This is a genomic window from Streptomyces sp. NPDC042201 (assembly GCF_055582185.1).
The window spans coordinates 86,131-110,982 of sequence record NZ_JBVJDS010000018.1 but is presented as its reverse complement, the minus strand read 5'-3'; the positions used below and the strand labels follow the sequence as shown (position 1 = coordinate 110,982).

Annotated in this window: 21 protein-coding genes and 4 pseudogenes; 12 read left to right on the top strand and 13 right to left on the bottom strand. The window is 68.2% G+C overall.

The genetic code is table 11. The features are described from left to right. Positions 1-235: 235 nt before the first annotated feature. The 3 genes from ACZ6MZ_RS32040 to ACZ6MZ_RS32030 form a co-directional block, all read right to left on the bottom strand. Positions 236-721, bottom strand: coding sequence for a DUF4265 domain-containing protein (locus ACZ6MZ_RS32040; protein WP_389793269.1), 486 nt, complete (start codon positions 719-721; stop codon positions 236-238). A 99-nt stretch (positions 722-820) separates the two neighbouring features. Next, positions 821-1,222, bottom strand: coding sequence for a hypothetical protein (locus tag ACZ6MZ_RS32035; protein WP_389793271.1), 402 nt, complete (start codon positions 1,220-1,222; stop codon positions 821-823). A 41-nt stretch (positions 1,223-1,263) separates the two neighbouring features. Beyond that, on the bottom strand, positions 1,264-1,839 hold the full coding sequence (locus ACZ6MZ_RS32030; RefSeq protein ID WP_469355982.1) for a hypothetical protein: 576 nt from the start codon (positions 1,837-1,839) through the stop codon (positions 1,264-1,266). A 231-nt stretch (positions 1,840-2,070) separates the two neighbouring features. Between ACZ6MZ_RS32030 and ACZ6MZ_RS32025 the strand changes: the two genes are divergently transcribed. The 3 genes and pseudogenes from ACZ6MZ_RS32025 to ACZ6MZ_RS32015 form a co-directional block, all read left to right on the top strand. Then, on the top strand, positions 2,071-2,610 hold the full coding sequence (locus ACZ6MZ_RS32025; RefSeq protein ID WP_469355981.1) for an HAD domain-containing protein: 540 nt from the start codon (positions 2,071-2,073) through the stop codon (positions 2,608-2,610). A gap of 924 nt (positions 2,611-3,534) precedes the next feature. Further along, positions 3,535-3,669 (top strand): annotated as a pseudogene (locus tag ACZ6MZ_RS32020) (hypothetical protein); the annotation flags it as partial. Positions 3,670-3,809: 140 nt separating this feature from the next. Next, positions 3,810-4,061, top strand: a pseudogene (locus ACZ6MZ_RS32015) (tyrosine-type recombinase/integrase); the annotation flags it as partial. Positions 4,062-4,786: 725 nt separating this feature from the next. Here ACZ6MZ_RS32015 and ACZ6MZ_RS32010 read toward each other — a convergent pair. Continuing rightward, a complete protein-coding gene (locus tag ACZ6MZ_RS32010) occupies positions 4,787-5,548 on the bottom strand; it encodes a phosphoglyceromutase (RefSeq protein WP_469355979.1) in 762 nt (253 codons plus the stop codon). A gap of 193 nt (positions 5,549-5,741) precedes the next feature. On the opposite strand from ACZ6MZ_RS32010, the gene ACZ6MZ_RS32005 reads away from it, so the two are divergent. Then, positions 5,742-7,127 carry an MDR family MFS transporter gene (locus tag ACZ6MZ_RS32005; protein ID WP_469355977.1) on the top strand — a complete coding sequence of 462 codons (1,386 nt, stop codon included), beginning with the start codon at positions 5,742-5,744 and terminating at the stop codon, positions 7,125-7,127. A gap of 62 nt (positions 7,128-7,189) precedes the next feature. Here ACZ6MZ_RS32005 and ACZ6MZ_RS32000 read toward each other — a convergent pair whose 3' ends face one another. The 4 genes from ACZ6MZ_RS32000 to mshA form a co-directional block, all read right to left on the bottom strand. Then, positions 7,190-7,891 (bottom strand): 2-phosphosulfolactate phosphatase, encoded by a 702-nt coding sequence (locus ACZ6MZ_RS32000; protein ID WP_469355975.1) that lies wholly within the window; start codon positions 7,889-7,891, stop codon positions 7,190-7,192. Between the two features lie 1,209 nt (positions 7,892-9,100). After that, a complete protein-coding gene (locus ACZ6MZ_RS31995; RefSeq protein ID WP_469355974.1) occupies positions 9,101-10,819 on the bottom strand; it encodes a glycosyl hydrolase family 28-related protein in 1,719 nt (572 codons plus the stop codon). Positions 10,820-10,937: 118 nt separating this feature from the next. After that, on the bottom strand, positions 10,938-11,456 hold the full coding sequence (locus tag ACZ6MZ_RS31990) for a type III secretion system chaperone family protein (protein ID WP_469355973.1): 519 nt from the start codon (positions 11,454-11,456) through the stop codon (positions 10,938-10,940). 136 nt (positions 11,457-11,592) lie between these two features. Continuing rightward, positions 11,593-12,936 (bottom strand): D-inositol-3-phosphate glycosyltransferase, encoded by a 1,344-nt coding sequence (gene mshA / locus ACZ6MZ_RS31985; RefSeq protein ID WP_384337197.1) that lies wholly within the window; start codon positions 12,934-12,936, stop codon positions 11,593-11,595. A gap of 243 nt (positions 12,937-13,179) precedes the next feature. Here mshA and ACZ6MZ_RS31980 point away from each other — a divergent pair, with 243 nt between their 5' ends. From ACZ6MZ_RS31980 to ACZ6MZ_RS31970, 3 genes are all read left to right on the top strand, one after another. Next, complete coding sequence (locus ACZ6MZ_RS31980; protein ID WP_469355971.1) at positions 13,180-14,013, top strand: class I SAM-dependent methyltransferase; 834 nt, start codon at positions 13,180-13,182, stop codon at positions 14,011-14,013. 174 nt (positions 14,014-14,187) lie between these two features. After that, entirely contained in the window at positions 14,188-15,321 is a 1,134-nt protein-coding gene (locus ACZ6MZ_RS31975) for a C40 family peptidase (RefSeq protein ID WP_469355970.1), read from the top strand. Between the two features lie 304 nt (positions 15,322-15,625). Continuing rightward, complete coding sequence (locus ACZ6MZ_RS31970; protein WP_384185324.1) at positions 15,626-16,864, top strand: PP2C family protein-serine/threonine phosphatase; 1,239 nt, start codon at positions 15,626-15,628, stop codon at positions 16,862-16,864. 26 nt (positions 16,865-16,890) lie between these two features. On the opposite strand, the gene ACZ6MZ_RS31965 is transcribed toward ACZ6MZ_RS31970, so the two are convergent. From ACZ6MZ_RS31965 to ACZ6MZ_RS31950, 4 genes are all read right to left on the bottom strand, one after another. Continuing rightward, on the bottom strand, positions 16,891-17,235 hold the full coding sequence (locus ACZ6MZ_RS31965; protein WP_384185352.1) for a DUF2516 family protein: 345 nt from the start codon (positions 17,233-17,235) through the stop codon (positions 16,891-16,893). A 160-nt stretch (positions 17,236-17,395) separates the two neighbouring features. Further along, complete coding sequence (locus tag ACZ6MZ_RS31960; protein ID WP_469355968.1) at positions 17,396-18,037, bottom strand: hypothetical protein; 642 nt, start codon at positions 18,035-18,037, stop codon at positions 17,396-17,398. An 18-nt stretch (positions 18,038-18,055) separates the two neighbouring features. Beyond that, on the bottom strand, positions 18,056-18,550 hold the full coding sequence (locus tag ACZ6MZ_RS31955; RefSeq protein WP_469355966.1) for a helix-turn-helix domain-containing protein: 495 nt from the start codon (positions 18,548-18,550) through the stop codon (positions 18,056-18,058). A 289-nt stretch (positions 18,551-18,839) separates the two neighbouring features. After that, positions 18,840-20,408 carry a pentapeptide repeat-containing protein gene (locus tag ACZ6MZ_RS31950; RefSeq protein WP_469355964.1) on the bottom strand — a complete coding sequence of 523 codons (1,569 nt, stop codon included), beginning with the start codon at positions 20,406-20,408 and terminating at the stop codon, positions 18,840-18,842. Between the two features lie 840 nt (positions 20,409-21,248). Between ACZ6MZ_RS31950 and ACZ6MZ_RS31945 the strand changes: the two are divergent. From ACZ6MZ_RS31945 to ACZ6MZ_RS31930, 4 genes and pseudogenes are all read left to right on the top strand, one after another. Further along, positions 21,249-21,869 (top strand): annotated as a pseudogene (locus ACZ6MZ_RS31945) (TnsA-like heteromeric transposase endonuclease subunit); the annotation flags it as partial. Between the two features lie 113 nt (positions 21,870-21,982). Then, positions 21,983-22,075, top strand: a pseudogene (locus tag ACZ6MZ_RS31940) (DUF2199 domain-containing protein); the annotation flags it as partial. A 33-nt stretch (positions 22,076-22,108) separates the two neighbouring features. Next, positions 22,109-22,564, top strand: coding sequence for a DUF6228 family protein (locus ACZ6MZ_RS31935; protein ID WP_389787093.1), 456 nt, complete (start codon positions 22,109-22,111; stop codon positions 22,562-22,564). Positions 22,565-22,572: 8 nt separating this feature from the next. Then, positions 22,573-23,034, top strand: coding sequence for a hypothetical protein (locus tag ACZ6MZ_RS31930; RefSeq protein WP_469355962.1), 462 nt, complete (start codon positions 22,573-22,575; stop codon positions 23,032-23,034). 414 nt (positions 23,035-23,448) lie between these two features. On the opposite strand, the gene ACZ6MZ_RS31925 is transcribed toward ACZ6MZ_RS31930, so the two are convergent. After that, complete coding sequence (locus tag ACZ6MZ_RS31925; RefSeq protein ID WP_384185311.1) at positions 23,449-23,715, bottom strand: helix-turn-helix domain-containing protein; 267 nt, start codon at positions 23,713-23,715, stop codon at positions 23,449-23,451. Between the two features lie 94 nt (positions 23,716-23,809). Between ACZ6MZ_RS31925 and map the strand changes: the two genes are divergently transcribed. Further along, positions 23,810-24,628, top strand: coding sequence for a type I methionyl aminopeptidase (gene map / locus ACZ6MZ_RS31920; protein WP_469355960.1), 819 nt, complete (start codon positions 23,810-23,812; stop codon positions 24,626-24,628). Positions 24,629-24,852 lie beyond the last annotated feature (224 nt).

Here is a 24,852-nt window from a genome sequence, read left to right as displayed (position 1 = left end):
AACACCTGTTAACCACCTGGACCGGCACCTGCCCCACCTGCCGACAACCCACCCCATGGCAGACCTACGACACCACCTAACAAAGCCCTACTAGGGCCCTGACAGGTTGTGGTACAGGCGGCACGTATCGTCACGCACGTGCAGTCTGCGGAGGTCCTGGCGGTGATCGCCCTCAGCATGGAGAGCTTGGGTGACATACCAACATCGAGGGCCGGCCACCCCAGCACGACGTACCTCAGCTGGACGCAGCCGTGCGCCAAGCCGCGGTGATGCACCCCTCTTCCATGTCCCACCATTCCTTGGCCACACCGTGGTTGAGGAGTCGCTGAACCTTGGCAAGGTCGGCGGTAGGAGGGACGTCCAGGGAGACCATGCCGAACCTCTCGATCCCCTCGCCGCAGACCCCCAGCTCGTGAAAGGCGTTGAGGACGCTTCCCCGTGCGGCGCCCGAGCCCCCACCGCGATGCACGATGAGCCGGATGGCGCAGTTCTCCGAGCGACGGACCACGTCGCCGGCCCACCGCACGCCGTCCTCATCCGCCGTGGTCGTCACGATGTCACCGCACGCCACCCCACGGACGAACCACGGGATGTTGTCGAGCTTCACCGTCCCGTCGCCCTGGTCGACGGCCCACAGGCTTTCCACCGTGGCGGGAGGCCAGTCGTCCTCGATCTCCAGGTGGAAGTGAACCTTCACGTGCTGCTCTCGGACCTCTGTCATCCCGCCAGGATGCGCGGCCACTTCGGCCCGACGTCCTGCAGGTCCCTGAACAGACTGAGACCCCCTCGCTGCGAGCTACCGGCGGTGTGACCGCCGAGGTCACCAATCGCGCCACTCGTCCGTGATCTCGAATCGGCCGATGCCGTTCCTCTCCGTCAGGGCCGGGATGTCGATACCGCGCTCGCTCAGGGCCTGGTCGATGTACGCGCACAGCTGCTCACGCTCGTCGGTCTCGTATCCCGCGCCGTCGTGTTCTTCGTTGATCTCGTTGAGCGCCAGAACGACATGCTTGATCGTCTCGAAGACCTGCTCGTCGGAAGGGTTCCGCAGCGCCCTCACGTCCGCTTCGAACGTCTGCAACGTGGTGTCGGTCGCCTCCAACAGGGACTCCGGGAAGAGCTGCGCCATATAGGCACATTCCGGTTTCAGCACCCCGGCCGCAAGATCCCGCGCTTCCTCAGCCACCCGGGCACGCCACTTGTCAGATGGTCTGATCGCCATACCCCGGACCGTATGCCTCGGCACATGAGGAGCACTGTCCCTCACAGTTTTCCCCCGACCAGGACCGTGCGATGGCCACCCAGCACGTGTGCGAATCGACTGAGGAAGCCGGGGCTGAACTCGGGCCAGTCCCAGAACTCAAAGCCCAGGTAGCCGAATGCGTAGTAGTCGTCGTCCCAAGCCCACGTGGTCAGATCGCCGGCTCGGCTGCAGCGCCGGCAGGTGATGGTGGCCCGGCCTGTGTCGTGCCACGTCTCCATGGCTATCCCGAAGGGTTCCCAAGCATCCGCGATCGTGTCCCCCTCCTCGGTGAAGAGGTCCACGTGGGCGGCACAGTGGGGACAAACGGCGTACGTGGCATCGCCCTGGCCACCGTGGAAGACGGTTCGGCCGGTCTCGATCTTGAGTCCGTCGCTGGGCTCCCAGTCCCCTTGACCGACCGCCTTGGCCCAGAGCAGCCCGGGCGGGTGCCCCAGCGGGGCACCGAGAACACAATCCGTACGCTCGGCGCGGACTATGCCTTCCTCGACAAGCCAGTCAAGGCCGCGGGCTGCGAGTGCCGGCGCGTCTGCCGAAGTGGCATCCAGGTCGACGATGGTCTGGAAGTGGCTTCCCATGCCCGTGACAGTAGAAGGCCCCACTGACAATTGACCGTGGGTCACCGCGGGTCACCGCGTCTCTGGTGCGGACGTAGGCGGTGCTACAGACCGCAGAAGCCGGGGCGAAGGCCACCAGAGTTCCTCTCCGAGATGCCTCGGGCGGCCCAGGGACGGCCCAAGACGGCGTGTGGATGGCACGTTCGGTGGCCTGCCAGCCGGCTCTCCACCGCACAGGGTTATCGTGCCGCCGTGACCCACTCAGTGGAGCGCCCCATCCTCTTCCTCGACGTCGACGGCCCCCTCATCCCGTTCGGGCCTTCGCACAGCCGGCTTCAGACGCCTGCCTCCGTCTCTAAAGCATTCCCTGATCAAGGGAACCCCCTGCTCGGGCGGCTCGACCACGCCGTGGGGCCGCGTCTGATGGCGCTGGGGTGCGACCTGGTGTGGGCCTCGACGTGGATGGATGAAGCCAACGAGTCCGTCGCCCCACGGATCGGACTGCCCAGCCTGCCCGTAGTGGAGTGGCCCGAAGCCTCCACCAACGACGGCCCACGCGGCCTGCATTGGAAGACCCGCCCCCTCGTAGAGTGGGCCGACGACCGTCCCTTCATCTGGGTCGATGACGAGATCAGCGGTATGGATCGACTCTGGGTCGCTGCGCAGCACCAGGCACCATCGCTCCTTTACCGTGTCGACCCGACCAAGGGCCTCACCGAAGGCGACTTCTCCGTACTTGCTGATTGGCTCCGTACTACCGCGCCCAACCTCGACTCGGGAACAGACGCCTAGAGGATGAGCGCAGGGCCTGACGGCTTCGTACCGGGCCGTGATCGACCGCCAATGCCGCCGTCGCCCATGCTTACTGCCGTCAGCGCTGCCGTCACTGTTCGGCGTGGCCGTGGAGCTGCGTGGCTGCGTCGCCCGAGCCGGGTTGTGCAAGGGCGCCGACGTACGAGGCCGTTGATGTCACTCGTGGATGTCAGTGCGGGCTAGCGCTTCTTGCGTATCTTGCGCTTCTTCTCCTTGGCTTCCTTCTCCTTGCGCTGGGCTACGCCGTACGCCGACCAGGGCCCTTGGTGGACCGGACACCGGGCGGTACCAGTCATCACCTTCCTCTGACACCGACCGCCTGTCTTCGTCGGCGCGCCACACTTCGTCATGCCGTCTCCCCTTCGGCTTGATGGTGAACTCGTGGTTCTGGTCACCGTGGCCCGGGTCCTGGCGCTTGTGAAGGCGCACGTCGATTCGCGCGGGAGCGCAACGAGCGCACGGTCGCGAACATCAGCTTGGGCCGTGGCCTTGTCGGGCTCGGCTGCCTTCACCGTGATCCCCCGCTGTTACCCGCTGGATCTGGTGCGCTTGTGGTGCGGGGCCGAACGGCGCTGCCATGGTTGCCGAGCGGTTGTCAGCGCCCATGGCTAGGGTCTCAGTCGCGCGGCCGGCTCCGAGGTGTCCAGCTCTGCAGAGCAGCTGCATCCCCGGCACTGTCTGGGGGCGGTCCGGAACAACCCAGGGCCTAACCAACGGTCGGGCTTCGTCGATGGCCAAGAGTGAGACCTGCCAGCGTCGGCCGCGCGCCAATCCCGCCGTACGCCGAGGGCAAACGCACGCAAGTCTGTTGGTGGGCGTGCGGGGTGCGGTTCGGGTCGTTCACCTGAGTTCATGGGCGGTTGACGAACTCGCCCAGCTCGACATCAGCGAGCAGTCCGCCAGCTGATCCAGACGGCCTGGGCCCTCGGCGCACGCAAGCAACTGGAAGACCTCCGGCTCCGCGCATGGGCCCACATGCGCGGCTTCTGCGGCCACTTCTCCATCGAGTCCCGTCGGCTACTCCGTCACCCTTGGCACCCCCGCACCGCCCGCACCGGATGGCCCCGCGCCCAAGCCGCAACAGCCACCGAGGGCGACACCGGCACGACCTCGTCCTCTCGCACAGGGCCTTCGCCGGCACTGGCCTGTCCTCGGCCGAGGCCTGGCTCGCCGCATCCGGTCCGCACGCCGAGCCATGTGAGAACCGCATGCACGCCGTGCGGCACTTCTACGCCGCGGTGCTCCTGGACGCCGGGGAGAGCGTCAAGGCGCTCGCCGAGTACCTCGGGCACTCGGACCTGGGTCTGACGCTCCGGGTGTACGCCCACCTCACGCCGTCCAGCCAGGAGCGGACTCGGAAAGCTGTGGCCTCGGTGCTTGGCAGAGCTGAGGGGAGAAGCGACGAGGACAACGGTTCTGCGTACTCGTGAAGGACTACTAGAAGACGTGGAACAGCGCGTCAGCGAAGTTCGAGTCGGAGAAGAAGAGTCCGAAGACCACTCGAAGAAGAACCCGGATCACAAGCACGGAAACTTGAGGGTATTAGTTACGCGTGAGAGACTCAGATCCAGTTAGCTCTAGTTAGATCTAGGCTTCATCCGGCTCTAGATAGCTCACAAGAGCTGCGAGGACTAGAACGACCGAGGACCTGGATCCGGCAGCAACCAGATCCAGGCCCTCATCCAGTCAGCGAGCCCGGTCGCGTAGGAGCAGACCGGGCTCGCTGCATGTGCAGCACCCGATCCCGACCGTTCTCGCGCGTGACTCGCTCATCGAGCGAACTGCATCACGCTGGTAGCGATGGCTACTAGTAGGCCCCCTCCCGCAAGCCAGACCTGCCACCTCTCGGCACTGGTCCACCCACGGGGCTCGTCCTTCTCAAGACTCACCTCTACCGCCTCCCTTCTCCTCCAGCCGACCCGCTTCTCGGGCCGGAGCCTTAGAACTCACGTGCTCTAGCGCGGAGTTCAGGAGAGTTCAGACGAGGCGGGACAAGCATACCGGTCACATCGCTGTTAACGGAGGTGCTCAGGAACCCTTGAGAACAGTCCTGAATCCCTCCCACGGCCCACAGACGGCCCACAGACGGCCCAGCGCACCAAAAAGCCCCCCACTACGCGGAAAACCCGCAGGTGGGGGGCTTCTTCAGCTCTGGTTACTTCTTCTTGCCCTGGTTCTTGACGGCTTCGATCGCGGCTGCCGCGGCGTCTGCGTCGAGGTAGGTGCCGCCCGGGTTGGTCGGGTGGAAGTCGGCGTCGAGGTCGTAGACGAGGGGGATGCCGGTCGGGATGTTCAGGCCCGCGATGTCGGCGTCGGAGATGCCGTCGAGGTGCTTGACCAGCGCGCGCAGGCTGTTTCCGTGGGCGGCGACCAGGACCGTACGGCCGGTCAGCAGGTCCGGGACGACGTTGTCGTACCAGTACGGCATCATGCGGACGACGACGTCCTTGAGGCACTCGGTCCGCGGGCGGAGCTCCGACGGGATCATCGAGTAGCGGGGGTCGTCGCTCTGCGAGAACTCCGTGCCGTCCTCCAGGACCGGCGGCGGGGTGTCGTACGAACGGCGCCACAGCATGAACTGTTCCTCGCCGAACTCGGCGAGCGTCTGGGCCTTGTCCTTGCCCTGGAGCGCGCCGTAGTGGCGCTCGTTGAGCCGCCAGGAGCGGTGGACGGGGATCCAGTGGCGGTCAGCGGCTTCCAGCGCGAGCTGCGCGGTGCGGATGGCGCGCTTCTGGACGGAGGTGTGCAGCACGTCGGGCAGCAGGCCGGCGTCCTTGAGGAGCTCACCGCCGCGGACCGCCTCCTTCTCGCCCTTGTCGGTGAGGTTGACGTCCACCCAGCCGGTGAACAGGTTCTTCGCGTTCCAGTCGCTCTCGCCGTGGCGGAGGAGGATCAGCTTGTACGGTGCGTCGGCCATGGGCCAAAGCCTAATGGACCCTCCTGACGGCACCCGGCCCCGTCCCGGCTGGCCGGATCCGTCCGGCCGGGCCCGCCCTCGGTCGGCCCCCGCCGTCAATTGACTGGCGCCGGCGAGGGGGCCGTAAGTAAGTTGCGCGTAAGTTGCCTTTGGCCGTCTGGCCACTTACCACCGCTGTCCTGGGGGATGCCGCATGTCCGTCGCCACGTCCGTCGCCGGTCTGAGACGTGCCGCGAGGGAAAGCGTCTCGGGACTGCCCCGGGAGTTCTGGTGGCTGTGGACGAGCACCCTGGTCAACCGGCTCGGGGCATTCGTCGCCACGTTCATGGCGCTCTATCTCACTCTGGACCGGGGCTACTCCGCCTCGTACGCCGGTCTCGTGGTCGCGCTCCATGGACTCGGCGGGGTCGTCTCCTCGCTCGGCGCGGGGGTGATGACCGACCGGCTCGGCCGCCGGCCCACCATGCTGATCGCGCAGTCCTCGACGGCCGCCTCGGTGGCGCTGCTCGGTTTCATGGAGGGTCCGGTGGCCATCGCGGCGGTGGCGTTCCTGGTCGGAGTGACCTCCAGCGCTTCCCGTCCGGCCGTGCAGGCGATGGTGGCGGACATCGTCAAGCCGGAGGATCGGGTACGGGCGTTCTCGCTCAACTACTGGGCGATCAACCTGGGCTTCGCGGTCTCGGCGGCGGGCGCGGGCTTCATCGCGCAGCACAGCTATCTCGCGGGCTTCCTGGGCGAGGGGGCGCTGACGCTCGCCTGCGCCGTACTGGTCTACCTGAAGCTGCCGGAGTCCCGGCCCGAGCGCGCGAAGCCCACACCGGAGAAGCTCGCGGGGGCAGGAGCCGGGGCGGAGGCCGAGGCGGAGGTCCGGATGGGGACGGTCCTGCGGGACGGCCGCTTCATGACGGTCGTCTCGCTGTCCTTCGTCGTCGCACTGATCTTCCAGCAGGGGTACGTCGGTCTGCCGGTGGCCATGGGTACGGACGGGTTCTCCAGCGTCGAATTCGGTATGGCCATCGCGGTCAACGGTGCGCTGATCGTGGTGATGCAGATCCCGGTCACCCGCTTCATCCAGCACCGCGATCCCCGCCGGCTGCTGATCATCTCGTCGCTGGTCGCGGGGTACGGCTTCGGGCTGACGGCGTTCGCCGGGTCGATCGCCGTCTACGCGCTGACCGTCTGCGTCTGGACGCTGGCCGAGATCGTCAACGCCCCCACCCAGACCGGCCTGGTGGTACGGCTCTCCCCCCTCCACGGCCGGGGCCGCTACCAGGGCATGTACACGATGTCCTGGTCGGTGGCAGGCCTGGTGGCCCCGCTGATGGCGGGCTTCGTCATCGACCGCTTCGGCGCGGAGTGGCTGTGGGGGGCGTGCGCGGTGCTGGGTACGGTGGCGGGGCTGGGCTACTGGCTGCTGATGCGGGGACTGTCGGAACCGGAGGCCGAGGCGGCGGTGGAGGTGCGGTCGGCAGCGGAAGCGCGGTCGGCGACGGAGATGCAGTCCGCAGCGAACGCGGGCGGTGAGGCTGCGGCCGGTCAGGCCGCAGATGCTCGGATCGCGGACAGTCAGCTCACGTAAGCCTCGCTCATCGGGACATGCGGCTGATGCCGCATACCCGACCGGATGCTGGCTCTCGCTTATCAGATCGAGGCGTCGTCGGTCAGCGAAGGCACGGCGCAAGGACGCAGGACCATGAGCGAGTCTTCCAAGGTCGCCACCATGGCAAAGGGGAACCGGTCGAGCTCAAGACAGAGTGCGACGTCATCAGGATGGACTCCTTGGCGCACACCCTCCGCCAGCTCGGCGGCGGCGCGCGACGCGGCAGCGCGGCGGAGGAAATCGGCAGCATCCGTCCCAGCCCCGGCGGCTCTCCGAGCGATGTATTGAGCGCACGCCAGATCTTCATCGGCCTGTCCACCTTCGCCAGTGACCACGAACGTGACACTGTCACTCTCGCGTGTCCGCAAGAGCCGAGCCGTTGCCTCCGCCACCACGAAGCTGGCGCACAGCACCAGCGACGCCTCCTTGACCGCGAGGGCGCCGACTGTCCCTGCCGTGGTTTTCTGCACAACGGTCCGTCCGCCAAGGTCAATAGACCGCAGCAGGCCCGGCGAGTTGACGGTGTCGAACCCGGGCGCGGACGGACCGTCTTTGAGCGCCACCCAATCCGGGTGGCGGGCCTTGAGCGCCAGGGCTTCGTCCAGCGACTCAGCAAGAACGATCTTTTCCGCCCCCTGGGCAAAAGCCCAGGCAGCCACGGTGAAAGCACGCATGACGTCGACCACGACCGCCACGGACGGGGCTTCGGCCAGCTCAGCGATACCAAGAAAACGAGTGTCCATTCCGGTCATGATCGCGCATGCCCGTCGCCAGCCGGGTCTCCGCGATCCGCCAGCACGTCCTGGAGATGCCCGCTCCCGTCGTCGCCGACGCCCTCGCCCTCGCCCTCGCCCTCGCCCTCGGCAGATCAACTACCGGTTCGTCGGCACCAGGGCAGGGCCGTGGTCATACCGGCTCGATACGTTCAACATCTCCTACGGCCCCGCCTCGCCCGAGGTCTTCCTCGGCACATCACCGACACGCAGAGTGGACGAGCGCGGCTTCCTGCGCTGAGCCGTGGGGACGCTTGGACGGTCACAGAGGGTCGTCATCAGACCTTTGTCTGCGGGTCAGGGCCGAGGGGTAGTCGGGGTGGGTCGGGTCGTGTTGAGCACTGTGGGGCCGCCCCTTTCTGTGTGAGTGTCGCGGCTCCGGGCCGGGCGTCAAGGGCGCTCCTGCGTCGCGTCGGCTGCGCTCCACCCTTGACCCCCGTCCCTCCACCGCAAGTGACTCTTTGAGGGGGGCGGCCGGGGGAGGGTTCCCCGGGGAAGATCCGCTGTTTCCTGGGGTCCGTTCCCGGCCGCCAGGTTGGTGGGTGGTCTGCGCGGCAGTGGAATGGGGCGGCCCGGCTCGGCTTAGCGGCTGACCACCGTCCGTGGCCGAGGCACAAGCAGGTGTCTGGGCTCCGTGACCGCATGACAGCCCAGAAGCGGGTACGAGAGGCGCTCGGCGCCCTGATATGTACCCATTTGCCCGGCTGGTTGGGGTCCTCGGAGGACTGCGCTGTGTCAGGAGGTGCGTTAAGCGGGTTCCCGAGCACATCGGAGCCCTCTACCGGCCCACTTCCGTCCCATACGTCACACCCACCCCGCCACCCACCCGGCTCAGACACCTGCTTGTGCCTCGGCCACGGACGGTGGTCAGCCGCTGAGCCGGTGCCGGGCCGCCCCATTCCACTGCCGCGTACACCACCCACCGACCCGAGGTCGGCAAAGCGCCCCCGCCCATAGCAAGCCTGCCCGGGGAACCCTCCCCCCGGCCGCCCCCCACTGCCTTCACTTGCGGTGGAGGGACGGGGGTCAAGGGTGGAGCGAAGCGGAATCGGCGCAGCCGACGCGACGCAGGAGCGCCCTTGACGCCCGACCCGCAACCGCGACACTCAAACAGAAAGGGGCGGCCCCACCCGACACCACACAACCCGGCCCACCCCGACTACCCCTCGGCCCTGACCCCTACCGACGCACCTCGCGCTGTGCCTCGTACAGGTTGCGCGGCCTGATGTCCTCCGGACGGCCGTACGCCTCCAGGCGCGCGTGCAGTTCGCCCGCGAAGTCCGGGACGTCGATCTGGTCGAACTCCCTGACCTCGCCGATACCGGCCGTCACGCTGTACGGGGCGATCTCGTCGATCTTGATCAGGCCCGCACGCTCATTGGTGACGGTGACGTTCCAGTGCGCGAACCGCGCTCCGTACAGCGGTCCCGCGATGGCGTCGCCGCCGTGCCGCCCGTCGTTGCTGACCGTGATCTCGGTGCGTACGTTGGCGAACGGCATCCCCCGGTGGGTGTCGAAGGTGCCCATCTCCATCCGCCCGCGCGACCAGACGTTGTAGCTGGACAGCCCCTCGACATTGATGCCGTGCAGCTGCGTGCCCGCGGGCGCCGGGACCGTACGCCCCTCGATCACGAAGTCCTCGATCAGGTTGTCGTGCGAGCCCTCGCGGCAGTAGTACGGATGGTGGGAGCCACGGCCCGCGACGCGCGTACGGCGCAGGGTGCACGCGGACGCGGCGATCAGCCCGAAGCCGTTGTCGACATGGCGTACGACGACGTCCTCGGCCCAGCAGTCGTACGCGCACTGGAACGCGACGCCGTTGTGCCCCTTGTCGAGGAGGTGCGGGGACTGCGGCGTCTCGACCGCTTCGAGGGTCAGCCCCTCGACGCCGGAGCCGGTGAGCGGCGTGGCCAGGGTGGTGAACTTCGGCTCCCACTCCGGGCGTACGTCCAGCGGAAGCGGACGCTCCAGGGTGACCTTCGTACCGTGTACGGCGGTGATGCGCACCGGCCACTCGTAGGGCACGTAGGACGTCAGCTTGGTCATGGCGTTCCAGTCGTACGCCTCCGCGCCCGGGCCGCCGCCCGCCATGTGCTGCAGGAGGGTGTGGTCCGCGTCGTCGGCGAGCCGGAGCAGGACGAGCTGTCCGCGCGTCAGCTTCGAGGCGTCCTCCACGGTCACGGACCGGTCGCCACGATCGGCGCGGGCGACGGCGGTGAGGGTCCGCCACTCGTCGCGCTTGTTGCCCGTCCAGCCCTCGAACGGCCAGGCCCGCTCCTTGATGGCGGTGGTCAGCGTGTTCCAACGCTCCTGCGGGCAGAGCCAGATGAGGCCGCCGGCCCAGGACCAGCTGGACTTGTCGCCGCCGTACCGGCTGCCGTACGGGCCGATCAGCTCGGTCAGGTTCTTCGTCGCGTACAGCTTCGTACGGCCGCTGCCGGCGCCGCGCAGGACGACGTCGCTGTGCCCGATCCGGATCACGTCGTCGATCCGGTACGTGCCGGGCGGGAGGGTGACCGTGCCGCCGCCGCGCGCTCCGGCAGCGGCGAGGGCACGGTTGATCGCGGGGGCGTCGTCCACCGAGCCGTCGCCCTTGGCGCCGTACGCGCGCACGTCGGCCACGACGCGATGCCGGGGGAAGCGGGTGGCACCGGCGCGCTGGCCGGCCTGCCCGACGTACGGGATCTGGGGGTGCGTGTACGGCGACTTGGCGAACTCACGCCATAGCGCTGACGTCCCGGCCGTCCCGGAAGTTCCGGACGTCCCGGCTGTCCTGGAAGTCCCGGACGCGGCGGATGCTCCGGGCGTTCCGGCTACTCCGGCCGCTCCGGCCGCGGCGACGACGACGGCGCTGCCGAGCAATGCCCGTCTGCTGATGGCGCGATGACCGTACTCCATGAGCCGCCTCCATGTATGTGAACGACGTTCAGGTCTGCGTCTGGAGTGAGCATGCCATGGGGCTCAGGCGCCGGGGAAGAGCCGGGAAAGAGGTTGCCGTACGGACGCTGAGACCGCGTCAGGCCGAAGGGCGCTGGGTCAGATGAGCGAACGCGTCCAGGTTCCGGGTGGACTCGCCCCGGGACACCCGCCACGCGTACTCCTTGCGGATCGCGCTCGCGAAGCCCAGCTCCAGCAGCGTGTTGAAGGAACCGTCCGCCGCTTCGAGAACCGAGCCGAGCAACCGGTCGATCTCGTCCTCGGTGACGGCCGCGAGCGGAAGTTTGCCCGTCAGATAGATGTCGCCGAGGCGGTCGACCGCGTAACTCACGCCGTACAGCTTGAGATTGCGCTCCAGCAGCCAGCGGTGGACGGCCTCGGCGTTCTCGTCGGGGTGGCGGATCACGAAGGCGTTGAGGGAGAGCGCGTGCCGCCCGACCAGCAGGGAGCAGGTCGTGGACAGCTTGCGGGTGCCGGGGAGGGTGACGACGTACGAGCCGGGCTGCGGGCTCTCCCACTCCAGCTCCGCGGATGTCAGCGCCAGCTCGATGACGCGGGTCACGAGCGCCGCCTCATCGGTTCGCTGTACGTCAGCCATGGTCCGAGCGTACGTCAGCCATGGTCCGAGCGTTGGTCAGCGCGGACCTCAACCGCTGTCCGCGCGCACGTCAGCCATCGTGCGAGCGTTGGTCAGCGCGGACCTCAGCAGCCGCTGCGCGCACGTACGTCGTACCTCACCCGTGGTGCGCGCGCACGCGGCGGCGGTGATCCTGCATGGCCGCCGTATACACGTCCGCCGTCGCCGAAGCCGCCGTGTCCCAGCCGAAGGACTGCGCGTGGCGTGAGGCCGCCGCGCCCATCCGGTCGACCAGCTCCGGGTGGTCCAGGAAGCCGCGCAGCGCACGCGCGTACGCCGCCGGTTCGTGGCCGGGGACGAGGAAGCCCGTCGATCCGTCCCGTACCGCCACCGGAAGACCGCCCACGGCCGCGGCCACCACCGGGGTGCCCGCCGCCTGGGCCTCTATGGCGACCAGGCCGAAGGACTCGCTGTACGACGGCATGACCAGGACGGACGCCGCCCGGAACCAGTCCGCGAGCCGGTCCTGGCCGACCGGCGGCCGGAACTGGACGATGTCGGCGATCCCCAGGCGCGCGGCGAGCTTCTGTAGCCCCTCGGGCTTGGCCAGACCACTGCCGCTCGGACCACCGACAACCGGTACGACCAGCTTCGTACGCAGCGAGGGATCCTGCTCCAGAAGCACGGCTATGGCCCGCAGCAGCACGTCAGGAGCCTTCAGCGGCTGTATACGGCCCGCGAAGAGCGGTATGAAGGCGTCCTGCGGCAGCCCGAGGCGGGCGCGGGCGGCAGCGCGGCCGTCCGCCGGACAGAAACAGTCCAGGTTCACCCCGGGGTGAACGACGGCGGCCTTCGCCGGGTCGGCGTCGTAGAAGCGGACGAGTTCGTCGGTCTCCTCCGCCGTATTGGCGATCAGCCGGTCGGCGGCGCGCACGATCTGGGTCTCGCCGATGACACGGGCCGCGGGCTCGGGGGTGTCGCCCTCCGCCAGCGCGGCGTTCTTGACCTTCGCCATGGTGTGCATGGCGTGGACGAGCGGGACGCCCCAGCGCTCGGAGGCGAGCCAGCCGACATGTCCGGACAGCCAGTAGTGGGAGTGCACCAGGTCGTAGTAGCCGGGGCGGTGGCCCGCCCAGGCCTGCATCACACCGTGGGTGAAGGCGCAGAGCTGCGCGGGCAGCTCTTCCTTGGCCAGGCCCTCGTAGGGGCCGGCGTCCACATGCCGTACGAGCACGCCGGGCGCCAGTTCCACGGTGGGCGACAGGCCGCCGGTCGTGGCGCGCGTGAAGATCTCCACCTCGATGTCGATGGCGGCCAGCCGCTTCGCCAGCTCGACGATGTAGACGTTCATACCGCCCGCGTCGCCCGTCCCCGGCTGGTGCAGCGGGGAGGTGTGGACGCTGAGCATGGCGATCCGCCGGGGCCGGCGGTGGTGGCCGGGAAGCCGGAGACGGGGTGGTCCGACGAACGTGCCTGCGATACGGGACACGTACTGGCTCACGTCCACGGTCCTCTCGCTCGGAACACTGAGCACGGCAAAGGGAGGGTTTCGAGGCCCTCTGAAGGCGGCCAACAACGGAATGGGCTCCTTCATTCCGCTTTGCCAAATCATTGCCGGTGAGGGCTCAACCCGCTCAACCCTCATCGTCCGACGGGTGGCCCGCCCCGGGACGGCAAGGCCGGACCTCTCGGCAGACCTCTCCGGCCTCTCGTCCGGGTACCCGGGGTCGTTACGCTCATCCGTATGCCGTACGCGTCTGTGCCCTCCCGCCCGGCGTCCCGCCCGGTGGGCGCGGTGACCCGCGGCACCACCCACCAGAACCGGCTGCGCCGCATGGACCGCTGGATCAGCGCCGCGCACGGCCCCGCGCTGCGCCGCTCGGCCGACCCCGTCGTGGTGGATCTGGGGTACGGCGCCGCCCCCTGGACCGCCGTCGAGCTGCTGCGGCGGCTGCGTACGGCGGAGCCGCGTACCGAAGTCGTCGGCATCGAGATCGACCCGGCCCGGGTCGCCGCCGCGCGGCCGTACGAACGCGACGGGCTCCGCTTCCGGCACGGCGGCTTCGAGATACCGCTGGACGGCGGCCGGCGGCCGATGCTCATCCGGGCGGCCAATGTGCTGCGGCAGTACAACGAGGGCGAGGTCGCCGCGGTGTGGGCGCGGCTGTGCGCGCGCCTCGCGCCCGGCGGCCTGCTGGTCGAGGGGACCTGCGACGAGATCGGCCGGCGGCATGTGTGGGTCGCGCTCGGCCCCGAGGGACCGCGGACGGTCACCTTCGCGACCCGGCTCGGCTCGCTCGGCCGGCCCTCCGATCTGGCGGAGCGGCTGCCGAAGGCGCTGATCCACCGCAATGTGCCGGGCGAGCCGGTGCACGCGTTCCTGCGGGACTTCGACCGGGCGTGGGCGGCGGCCGCTCCGTATGCCTCGCTGGGGGCGCGGCAGCGCTGGATCAGGGCCGTACGGGAACTGGCCGCCGACTGGCCGCTCGTGGCCGATCCGCGCCGGCTGAGGCAGGGCGAGGTGACGGTGAAGTGGGCAGCCCTCGCGCCCGGTTCCGGCCGGGGCAGCCAGCGGTGACCGCGGGAACACGAACGGCTGCCCGTTCGTCCCTCATGGGGTGGGTGCGACCTGTGAGGTTCCGTCTGCCTCTGTCGTTTTGCCGGAGGGCATGGCACGATCACGGCGATGGCAGGACGTAACTGACGGTTTATCAGGTATGTCTGGTGTGGGGTTGGCTCGGAGGGGGAGCTTGTGAACCGACGTCGCTGGGCCACTGCCGCGATCACTGTGGCCTGTGCGCTCGCCGTGCTGGCGTCACCCGATCTGATGAATCAGGCGTACGCGGCGCCCGCCCCGCGGCCCGTATCGTCACCGCCCGCCGTCCCCCCGCCGCCGGTCGAACTCCCCCCGGGAGCCGGGACGCCCGCCGGGATGCCCGCCGCCCCCGGCAAGAAGTCCCTCGACGACATACGCAAGGAGATCGACGGCCTCTACCAGAAGGCCGCCTCCGCCACCGACGCGTACAACCTCGCCGAAGAGCGGGCCACGAAGCAGTCCGCCGAAGTCGTCCAGCTGGCCGAGGACATCGTCGAGGGCCAGCTGCGGATCGACGACCTCAAGAAGCGCGCGGGCGCCGCCGCCCGCGCGCAGTACCGGGGCGGCGGGCTGCCGCCCGAGGCGCAGCTCGTCCTCACCGACGATCCGCAGCTCTTCCTGGACGGCGCGGGGCGAATACAGCAGGGCCAGAAGGCCACCCAGGACCTCATCGTCGAACTGTCCCGGGCGCAGGAGGACTTGACGACGTACACGGCGGACGCGGGCACGCAGTGGCAGAAGCTCGAATCCAACCGGGCCAAGAAGGAAAAGGCGAAGAAGGAGATCACGAAGCGGATCGCCGCCGCCAAGAAGCTCGAAGCGAGCCTGGAGAAGGAGGAGCGCGCGCGGCTGGCGCAGCTGGAGAGCGACGCGGCGTTCCAGGCACAGTCGGCCTGGCTCAGTTCCGGCGCGCTCAAGGACATCAACCGCGCGTCGAGCGCGCAGGGCAAGAAGGCGATCGAGTTCGCGACGGGGCAGATCGGCAAGCCGTACGTCTGGGGCGCGGAAGGCCCGTCCTCGTACGACTGCTCGGGGCTGACCTCACAGGCGTGGGCGGCGGCCGGCCGGGGTATCCCGCGCACCTCGCAGGAGCAGTGGCGGCTGCTGCCGCGGATCGACATCAAGGACATGCGGCCCGGCGATCTGATCATCTACCACCAGGACGCCAGTCATGTGGGGATGTACGTCGGCGACGGCGCGATCGTGCACGCGCCGCGGCCGGGGCGGAATGTGACGCTGGCGGGCGCGGGCTCGATGCTGATTCTCGGGGTCGTACGCCCGGACAAATAGGGTGAGCGGGGTTGCGAGCAAGGTTGTGGCGCCGCCGTCCGCAGCGGTAGCCGTGGCGCCGGTCACAGCAGCCATGTGACGCAGCCCACGTTCCCCGGCGCCGGAGCGCGTCCGCGCGCGTGATGTTCGTCATGGAAACGCTCCCATATCGCCATGGATGCCTGATGGTGAGCGGCATATGACAGTGGCTCTTCATCCATACGCCATTCCGCTGAGGCCGTGGCTACCGCTAAGGTCCCCGTCTGGCGGAACGTCGATCGTCGCTCCGCCGCGCCCTCGGGGGGAGGGAAGGAAAACCAGACCGATGCCCGTACCCGTACCGCGGCAGCGCACAGGTTCAACAGTGGAGACCCACCCCGCCGCGGAGACCGCCAAGGGCGGCGACCTCATGCTCCTGGTGATCGAGGACGACCCGGCGGGCACTTTCACCGCTCCGGAGCTGCCCGAGGGGGCCGGTACGCGCGTCCGTATCCGTACCGCGCGCAACCTCACCGAGGCCGAGCGGCTGCTCACGGACGACATCCACTGCATCCTCGTGGATCTCGCCCTGTCGGGCATGAACGACAGCGATGAGCTGGCCCCGCTGAAGCATGTCCTGCGGCTCGCGCCCCGCCATGCCGTCCTCGCGCTGGCGGCGGAGGGCGACGTCGAGCGGGCGGCCGCGGCGGTACGGGTCGGAGCGCAGGACTATCTCTTCCGCGACGAGCTGGACGGGCGGCTGCTGAGCCGAGCCATCCGGTACGCCGTCGAGCGCAAGCGCGCGGACATCGCGCAGCGCCAGCTGACCGAGTCCCGGCTGCGCGCCCAGGAGAACGCCCGGCTGGAGCGCGGCCTGCTGCCCACCCCGCTGCTCCAGGGCTCGGACCTGAGCTTCGCCGCCCGCTACCGGCCCGGCCGCTCCAGAGCCCTGCTGGGCGGGGACTTCTACGACACGGTCCGTACGCCGGACGGCACGGTCCACGCGATGATCGGCGATGTCTGCGGCCATGGCCCCGACGAGGCGGCGCTCGGCGTGGAGCTGCGGATCGCCTGGCGGGCGCTGACGCTGGCCGGGCTCTGCGGCGACCAGCTGCTCTCCACGCTCCAGCAGGTCCTGGAGCACGAGCGGGAGAGCGAGGAGATCTTCGCCACGCTCTGCACGGTCGACATCTCCCCGGACGGGCGGCGGGCCGGACTCTGTCTGGCGGGCCACCCGTCGCCGCTGATCACCCGCCGTGGACGGGCGGCGCAGCTGCTCGCGTACGAGGAGGGCGGCCCGGCCCTGGGACTGCTGCCGCGCGCCCGCTGGCCGCGCCGGCAGGTCGAGCTGGGCGGGTCGTGGAGTCTGATGATGTACACCGACGGCCTGATCGAGGGCCGGATGGGCCCTGGCGCCACGCAGCGGCTGGGCCAAGAAGGCATGGTCGAGATGATCAACCGGCAGCTGGCGCAGGGGCTGGGCGGCGACGACCTGCTGGAGGCGGCGGTCGCTCAGGTGCGCGAGCTCAACGGCGGTGAGCTCACCGACGATGTGGCGGTCCTGCTGCTGGGCCGCGGGGCCTGAGGCCCGGCGGCCGCGCCGCAACCGTTTCAGCGTCCGCCGTTGTAGGGGCCGTAAGGACCGTCGCTGCTCGATCCGCCGCGCCGGCCGCCACCACCACCGGAGATCTGCCGGACGGCGGGCCGTACGTCGACGAGAAAGACGATCGTGGCGACGAGCCCCGCGAGCTGCAGGAACAGGATCTGCAACGGCACGAAGAGGTTCACGACGATCGTGAGACCCAGAATGATCAGCCAGAACTTCTTGGTCTGCTTGTCAGCAGCGCGGTAGGCGTCCTCACGGGCCATCACGGAGAGGCCGAAGGCGAGGACGGCGAGGACGAGCATGCCCAGATTGAGCAGCCAGAGAAATGTGCCGAATCCTGAGAGCAACAAGCTGAGCACCGCCTGATTTGTGGAGGAAAACGCCTCTCGGCCCGGTACGCCAAGGTACCTGGAGAACGGGCCGGACACCCTTGAGGTGCCCGGCCCGTCTCCTTGGATACGTACCTCTTAGCCCCTGCTACCCGCTGCTTACCCGCTGCCTACGCGCCGCTCACTTGGCGGACGGCGGCGTGTTCTTCTTCGCCGTCGTCTTGCGCGGGGCGGGGGTGACCTTCTTGGCCACGGGGGGCTTGGGAGCCGCGGCGGGCTTCTTCGCCTCGGCCACCGGAGCCGGCTTCGCCTTCTGGGCGGGGGCGGGCCGCTGCGCGGAGGCGGGCTTCGGCGTGGGCTTCGGCGCGGGCTCGGGCTCGACGGCGACGGCGATCTCGGTGATCTCGTCCGCGGCCTCACCGCGCCACGACCGTACGGTCTGCTCGCCGCGCTCGGCGACCTTCTCGTACGTCTCACGGGCCCTGACCGCGTACTCCGCGGCCACACCCACGCTCCGCAGCGCCAGGTCCTGAGCGGACTCGCCCAGCTTCTTCAGATCGGTGTCGAACGAACCGAACACCTCGTTGACCTTGGCCTGGACGGTCGCCTGGGCCTCCTTGGCCTGGATGGTGACCCGGTCCTGGACAACCTTGGGGTCGGAGTTGCGTACGGCGTCGAAACGCACCGGGGCCTCGGCCCGCAGCTGCTCGATCAGGCCGGGCACCTTCTTGGCCTGCTCCACGGCGAGATCGGCGGTACCGGCCGCGAAGTAGAGAGGCGTCGGGTCGGTGAGGGTCTTGCGCAGGTCATCGGCGATGGCCATGACTGTGGTCCTCCCGGATCAGTGTGAGGGTGGGCTTTCGGCACCGCCGCCGGCCGTGCCGGGGCCGTCGGCGGAGGTGTCCTCGAAGACCCCGGCGACGTCGACGTCCGCACCGGCCGCCCGTTCCGTGGTCTCCTTACCGTGCGTGCTCTCCGTACTCTCCGCGTCGAGCGCGTTTTCCTTGCGGAACGACTCGTAGATCTGCAGCAGCACCTGCTTCTGCCGCTCATTTATCGAGGGGTCGGCGAGGAGGACGGCACGCGTCTCCAACTCCTCCCGCTCCCGCTCGTCAAGCATCCCGGCCTGCACATACAGCGTCTCGGCGGAGATCCGCAGCGCCTTGGCCAGCTGCTGCAGAATGTCCGCACTCGGCTTGCGCAGTCCGCGTTCGATCTGACTCAGATACGGATTGGACACCCCGGCGGCATCGGCGAGCTGCCGCAACGACAGCTGCGCATTACGCCGCTGCTCGCGCAGGTACCCACCGAGATTGCCGACGTTGAGTGATGCCATACGCCCATACTGCGCCACCCCCGCTAACTTTTGCAAGCGCCCGCTTGCAAAAGTGTTCCCCGCAACATTCGCACCGCGCTGAGCCTGCTCGCTGCCTGATGTCCGTTCCCCAGTGGAAGTGACCAAGTCCCGCTCGATCTGATCGGCGAACTGTCAGGATCTCCCGCCGGTTCTGATCCGACGGGCACGCTTGCCCCGGTTGCATACGGATCTACGGGATTGAGAGACAGCGGCTCGAATCCGACGCTTGTACTCTCCGTGACGAACTGCCGCAGATGGCGGCGGTGGGTCATCGCTTGATGCGGTTGCGGACGGCGAGGACGGCAAGGGCCAGAAGGACGGGTTCGGTCAAGCGGGAGATCATCTCGATGTAGGTGCCGGAGGTGGTCAGGTCCTGGCCGGAGGAGCGGAACACCACCGAGTTGAGCGTGATGTTCAGGGCCTTCTCGAAGCGTTCGCCGGTGAACCGGTTGCCGGTGGGGTTCTTCGGATCGTCCTTGTCGATCTCGAAGGTGACTCTGCCTCCGTCGGCCGGGACGGTGCCGGTCGCGGTCTGCTTCGGAGTGTCCGTGGGGAGGCCGACGGCCATCAGCATCACAATGGTGAGGAGCATGGCGGCGCCGAGCCAGGCCAGGGCCCGGGAGGCGCGCATGCTGTAGCCAGACAACGCCCAGTACGCGGTCAGCAGGCTCCGTTCGCTGCGGGGAATGTCGCCGGCGTGACGGCGCATCTCCATCTCCCCGTAGTAGAAGTCAGCGGCCCCGGGCTCGTGTTTGCCGTCCTCGAAGGCTTTGCGTAACGCCCGGTACACCGGCGCCAGCTGCAACGGCCCAGCGCGTCCGGCGCCCAGGACGGCTACGTTCCAGCCCCGGACTGCCCCCGGCTGGCTGGCACGCCAGTGGTGTTCTTCGGCGAGGGTGCGGCGCTCGGTGAACCGTACGGGCGGCCAACGTCGCCAGTGCACGACGGGCGGGACCGTGTCGAACGTGCATGCGCCTTCCAGGCGCAGTTGGTCCAGGTGCACTGTGCCGACGAACAGACATCCCGACAGATCGACGTCGGCCAGGACCAGGTGGGCCGCATCCACGCCACGGAGCGACGCCAGCCTCACCCCAGGACTAAACGCACTCACGAGGGAAGCCTCTGCCAACTGCTGGCCGTCGGCGAGCACGAACGGATCCGGCTCTGCGGCGATCGTGAGGGGGTACTCAAAAACCGCATGAGCGAAATCCACCGTGGCGTAGCGCAGGCGTACCTCAGCTGTGGACGACCAGCGAGTCCGACGGCACTCCAGACGCTGTGCAGCAAACGAGAGGGTCACCGGACTGCCGAAGGTCGCCCCGGACATTAGGACCCGCCCGGCACATACCAACGGCCCAACGGTGACCGCTTTCTCGAAGGTCGCCGACACGAACAAGGCATCGCGCTCGAAAATCGCTGACCCGAACCCAGCGGCACCCTTGAAAGTCACGGACCCGAACCCTGCGAAGCCTTCGAAAGTCACCGACTGGAACCAGGCGCCGCGCTCGAAGGTCGCCGACCGGAACTCGGCGCCGCCCTTGAAGGTCGCCGACTGGAACCCGGCGCCGCCCTTGAAGGTCGCCGACTGGAAGCGTGCGGAGCCTTCGAAGGTCACCGAATCGAACCGGGTACCGTCTTCGAAAATCGCCAACTCGAACCTGGCGGCGCCCTCGAAAATCGCCAACTGGAACGACACGACGCCCTTGAAGGTCGCTGGCCCGAACACCGCGACGCTCTTGAAAGTCGCTGACTCGAACGACGCGTCACCCTCGAAAATCGCCGCCTCGAAACCGACGCGACCCTCGAAGGTCGCCAACCCGAACTTGGCGTCGCCCAAGTGGGGGTGTCCGGTTGCGGGGTCACGGAGTGCGTTGAGGAGAGCATCGAAGAGGGGTTCGGTGAAGGGCGTGCCGCGGTGGTCAATGTCAGCGCCGGGGGTCAGACCAGCAAGGTAGGCATCGCGGTCGGGGTCGGCCAGGTGGGCGAGACACGCAGTGTGGCCCGGTACGCGGATGCCTGGGCAGCCGAACGTACTTTCTGGACTGGCGTCCTCGGCACAGCGCGGCCAGGTAAGCGGTATTGGAGACGGTCCTTGCGGCGGCTGAGGCATACCCGAGAGACGAGCGAGCGCAGCCCATCGGTTGCCGATCTCACCACCGTGTCGCAGCACTGAAGGATGTAGTGAAAGGATCGTGCCTTGCCGACGTAGTTCGTCACGGAGAGTGCAAGCGCCAGTTCTCGCTCCGAAGTTCATGAGCCCCCGGGATACCGCGATGGTCGACGCCCCAATGGATCTGCTCAGTCCCAGTGAACCGGACCAGCTTCGGGGTGCTCCGCTCACTCCCCCGGGACGGCTAGACCGTCAGTTGTCCCAGCAGAACTGACCAGCTGCTGATCGGCTCCCGTCTAGCCGATCACTTCAATCGGGAACGGACACCTGACGTGTCTCACTGAAGCTGAGCCAGTCTCGGTCTATTTGAACCATCTGGTCACTTGTCACAGTCAACCTTGGCCATCTGTCGATCTGTCTCGCTCTTCTTGACCCACCGCCGCACCCGGCTCCCTACGGTCGTCGTACCAGGTCGGCGCCGAGTGGGGGTGGCTAGTGGAGGCGGAGGACTTCTGGCTGGAGTACGTCGACGCCTGCGGTGAGCAGCATGGTGGGCCGCTTGGGGTGATGTGGCCGACCCGTTTCGAGGCGGCTGGGCAGGTGCGTGGGTTCCCATCGTACCGGGGTCAGCGGAACTTCCCGGGCTGGTACTGGGCTGCTACAGGAGCTGACCTGGTGGGCTATGAGTCGTGGGTGGAGCTCGGGCACCTGATGCGGCTGGACGCCGAGCCAGATGTAGTGGGGGTGGCCTCGCAGCCTTTCCGGTTGTCGTGGCGGGACGGCGGCCGGGGTCGATGGATCCGCCATACGCCGGACTATTTCGTACGCCGTCGGGACGGCACGGCCGTGGTGCTGGACGTGCGCCCGGACAATCGGATCGAGCCCGAGGACGCGGCGAAGTTCGCGGCCACGGCCGTGGCCTGCGCCCAGGTCGGCTGGGACTTCGAGCGGGTCGGGATGCTCGATCCCGTGCTGGCGGCGAATCTGCGCTGGCTGTCGGGTTACCGGCACCCGCGGGTGTGGCGTGGGCCGCTGGTGGCGGACCTGCGAGCGGTGTTCGCCCGATCCCGTGGCCTGTTGAAGGGGGCTCGGATGGTCGGGGATCCCGTCGCGGTGCTGCCGGTGCTCTACCACTTGCTGTGGCGCCGGGAGTTGGTCATGGATTTGGAGGGCGAGCGGCTGTCGGCTGCAACGCTCGTGGGCTCGGCGCCCGCGGTTGCGGAGGAGGATTTCCGGGCCTTCCATGCCGAGTTCACACGGCGGCTCCCCAACGAGAGTTCCCTCCGCACCACCGCCAATCTCTCGCAGTCGAGCAGCGGACCGGCATCACTCTGGATCGCGTCCGTGAAATCGCCGAAGCCGTCCTCCACCCCGCCGACATAGAATCCGAATGACGTCGCACGTGGTTCTGGCTTAGCGTTTCGTCCATGAGCTCACCGGACGACGACACCGACGGCAAGCCCAGCGTGACCATCCGCTGTCAGGACAACACGTCCGTCGCCGTGACATTCTGTGATCGCTTCAGCTTCGACGCGGACTCCGTGCACTATGCCGTCGAGCTGCAGGCGCCGGGCATGACCGCTCGCACCAACGAGGTCGTCGCTTGGATCTGGGACAACGATATGGTCCCGTTCCTCGAAGAGCTTGCCGCCGACTTCCGAGGATGGGACGGCGAACGGAGGTGGCAGACAAACGACAGGGAGCTAACGGTGTCCGCTGTCTTCCGGACCGGCGGTCACGTCGGGCTGACGTGGACCTTGAGGCCATGGCCGAAGTCCACTGGCGGCTGGAGTGCCTCGATGACCACCTGGCTGGAGGCCGGCGAGCAGATGGCTTCCCTGGCAGCTGACACCCGGCAATTCCTCGCCAGGGAGCCGCAGTGACATCCCGCATGCGCATCACCTGGACGCTGGGGGCACATGGATGGGCCGACTGCACCCTTGAGGATCACCAGGCGAAAGCCGAGCTCATTGCGTCCTACATCAGTAATGCCCCCGAGGAGCTCTTGACGGCGGTGGCCCGGCTCATCGTCGGCGAGACGGAGACCCGCGCACAGTTCGAAGCCGAGCCGACGGCCTACCGCTGGATCTTCTATCGCGAAGGCAACGACAGCTGGGTCCGCGTGCTGGAACTGCGACATGGCAGCGAACACGACAACAAGGGCACCGAGATCTGGTCGGCCCAGCTCCCCGTCGACACACTCGCCCGAACCGTGATCCGCTGCTTCGACGAGGTGGCTCGGTCCTACGGCGAGAGCGGCTACCGCAGCAAGTGGGGCGAGCGCTTCCCTCGAACCGAGCTCGAAGCCCTCAGGCGCCTCTGGCGCGCTCACCACCGTGGCGACGACGCATAGCCCGCAGACGCCCGCTGCTCAGGTTGAGTAAGACATCCCAGCCGTTGTCATCGCACTCAACGTGAACCACCCCAGGTCACGGCCTCTCGATGGTCCACTTCTACTGAGACGGGACACCTGCTCGCCGCCCTGTCTCTGTGATGTCCGGGCAGGGTCGGAAGTCTCTGGGCAAGTGAGCTCACGTCTCAGTCAAGTCCGGCTGGACCCGCTGGTGAAGGGGATCACCTCGCAGCCGTCACGACCCGGACGGGTGGACCCTGCGCACCATCGATGGCAGCCGCGTACGCGGAGTACTCCGTCGCCACCACCAAGGACGACCCAGTGATCCCCACGCTTCCGTGAGGTGTGCGTCCGTCTTGCGCCCATGGCGAGTGCGGCTCGTCGACGAGGGCGCCGCGCCGCGAAGGGCTGTTGCTAGGAGGCCTTGCTCAGGGCAGGGTCGGTGCGCCAGACGATGGCGAGTTCGGACAGGGGTACGCCAAGTACCTCGCTGAGCCGGACGATGGTGCCGAACGCGGGCGTCGGCAGCCGGCCCGTCTCGATCTTGCGGAGGGTCTCCGGCGAGATCTCCGCCGCCAAGGCCACTTCAACGGGGCTGCGTCCGGCCCGGGCGGAGCGCAACGCGGCCCCGAGGCGTCGGCCCGCCTCGATCTGTTCGGGGGCGAGCGGATAGCGAACCATGCGCACATGCTAGAGCCGCAGGTATCCAGCGGCAACCACTCCACCCTCTGGTATAAATATACCTGTCGGTCGCCCCGGGGAATCGAGGATCGCAGTGATCGAGCACAAATCTCCCAAAGAGATCGAGCGCATGCACGTCACTGGACGGTTCGTCGGTCAGGTGCTGGCTGAGCTCGGTGACCTCGCCGCAGTAGGGGTCAACCTGCTGGACCTGGAGCATCACGCTCGCCGCCGGATCGAGGAGCGCGGCGCGGAGTCCTGCTATTGGGACTACGCGCCCTCGTTCGGCAAGGGCCCGTTCCGCAACGTGGTGTGCCTCTCGGTCAATGATGCCGTGCTGCACGGATTGCCGCACAGCTACAAGTTGTGCGACGGGGATCTGCTGACCATGGATATGGCGGTGGCCATCGATGGCTGGGCCGCGGACTCGGCCCACTCCGTCATCGTCGGCACCCCGGCCGACGAGGACCTGCGGCTGATCGAGGCCACCGAGGTCGCCCTGGAAGCCGCGATCAAGGTCGCCCAGCCGGGCAACAAGATTGGGGACATCTCGGCGGCCATCGGCGCGGTCGCCGCCGAGTACGGCTACCCGGTCAACCTGGAGTTCGGCGGTCACGGTATCGGCCGCACGATGCACGAGGACCTGCACATCCCCAACGACGGTCGTCCTGGGCGCGGTTGGAAGCTGCGTCCCGGCCTGACGATCGCGATCGAGCCCTGGTTCGCCGCTGGCACCAACAAGATCGTCTTTGACCCGGACGGCTGGACGATCCGCTCGGCCGACGGCTCGCGCACCGCTCATTCCGAGCACACGGTTGCCATCACCGAGACCGGCCCGCTCGTGCTCACCCGGCGCCCTCAGAGCAATAAGGGGCTGGAAGACCAGCGGGAATCATCGGCGACCGGACGCTGAAAAGGGTTTCATCGAGGATGAAGCCCAGATGGCCGACGACACGGCGACCGCGGTGATCAGCCGCGAGCGGGGCCGAGTTCAGCCGCCGGCTGGTCGGCGGTCGATCGCCGGCCACATGCGCACCGGCCTCGTCGCCGGCGCCCGCCAAGACCCATCGCGCTGGCCAAGGCCTCCACGTCCGCTGTCGACCACTACGGGCACGAGCAGATCATCCCAGTTGCACC

Coding starts and splice junctions, on each gene's coding strand:
- ACZ6MZ_RS31970 (WP_384185324.1), top strand. CDS start 15,626: ATGCCCGTACCCGTACCGCGGCAGCGCACAGGTTCAACAGTGGAGACC.
- ACZ6MZ_RS31955 (WP_469355966.1), bottom strand. CDS start 18,550: ATGGCATCACTCAACGTCGGCAATCTCGGTGGGTACCTGCGCGAGCAG.
- ACZ6MZ_RS31960 (WP_469355968.1), bottom strand. CDS start 18,037: ATGGCCATCGCCGATGACCTGCGCAAGACCCTCACCGACCCGACGCCT.
- ACZ6MZ_RS32005 (WP_469355977.1), top strand. CDS start 5,742: ATGTCCGTCGCCACGTCCGTCGCCGGTCTGAGACGTGCCGCGAGGGAA.
- ACZ6MZ_RS32035 (WP_389793271.1), bottom strand. CDS start 1,222: ATGGCGATCAGACCATCTGACAAGTGGCGTGCCCGGGTGGCTGAGGAA.
- ACZ6MZ_RS31995 (WP_469355974.1), bottom strand. CDS start 10,819: ATGGAGTACGGTCATCGCGCCATCAGCAGACGGGCATTGCTCGGCAGC.
- ACZ6MZ_RS31930 (WP_469355962.1), top strand. CDS start 22,573: ATGCGCATCACCTGGACGCTGGGGGCACATGGATGGGCCGACTGCACC.
- ACZ6MZ_RS32040 (WP_389793269.1), bottom strand. CDS start 721: ATGACAGAGGTCCGAGAGCAGCACGTGAAGGTTCACTTCCACCTGGAG.
- ACZ6MZ_RS32000 (WP_469355975.1), bottom strand. CDS start 7,891: ATGGACACTCGTTTTCTTGGTATCGCTGAGCTGGCCGAAGCCCCGTCC.
- ACZ6MZ_RS31935 (WP_389787093.1), top strand. CDS start 22,109: ATGAGCTCACCGGACGACGACACCGACGGCAAGCCCAGCGTGACCATC.
- ACZ6MZ_RS31925 (WP_384185311.1), bottom strand. CDS start 23,715: ATGGTTCGCTATCCGCTCGCCCCCGAACAGATCGAGGCGGGCCGACGC.
- ACZ6MZ_RS32030 (WP_469355982.1), bottom strand. CDS start 1,839: ATGGGAAGCCACTTCCAGACCATCGTCGACCTGGATGCCACTTCGGCA.
- ACZ6MZ_RS31990 (WP_469355973.1), bottom strand. CDS start 11,456: ATGGCTGACGTACAGCGAACCGATGAGGCGGCGCTCGTGACCCGCGTC.
- ACZ6MZ_RS32010 (WP_469355979.1), bottom strand. CDS start 5,548: ATGGCCGACGCACCGTACAAGCTGATCCTCCTCCGCCACGGCGAGAGC.
- ACZ6MZ_RS31980 (WP_469355971.1), top strand. CDS start 13,180: ATGCCGTACGCGTCTGTGCCCTCCCGCCCGGCGTCCCGCCCGGTGGGC.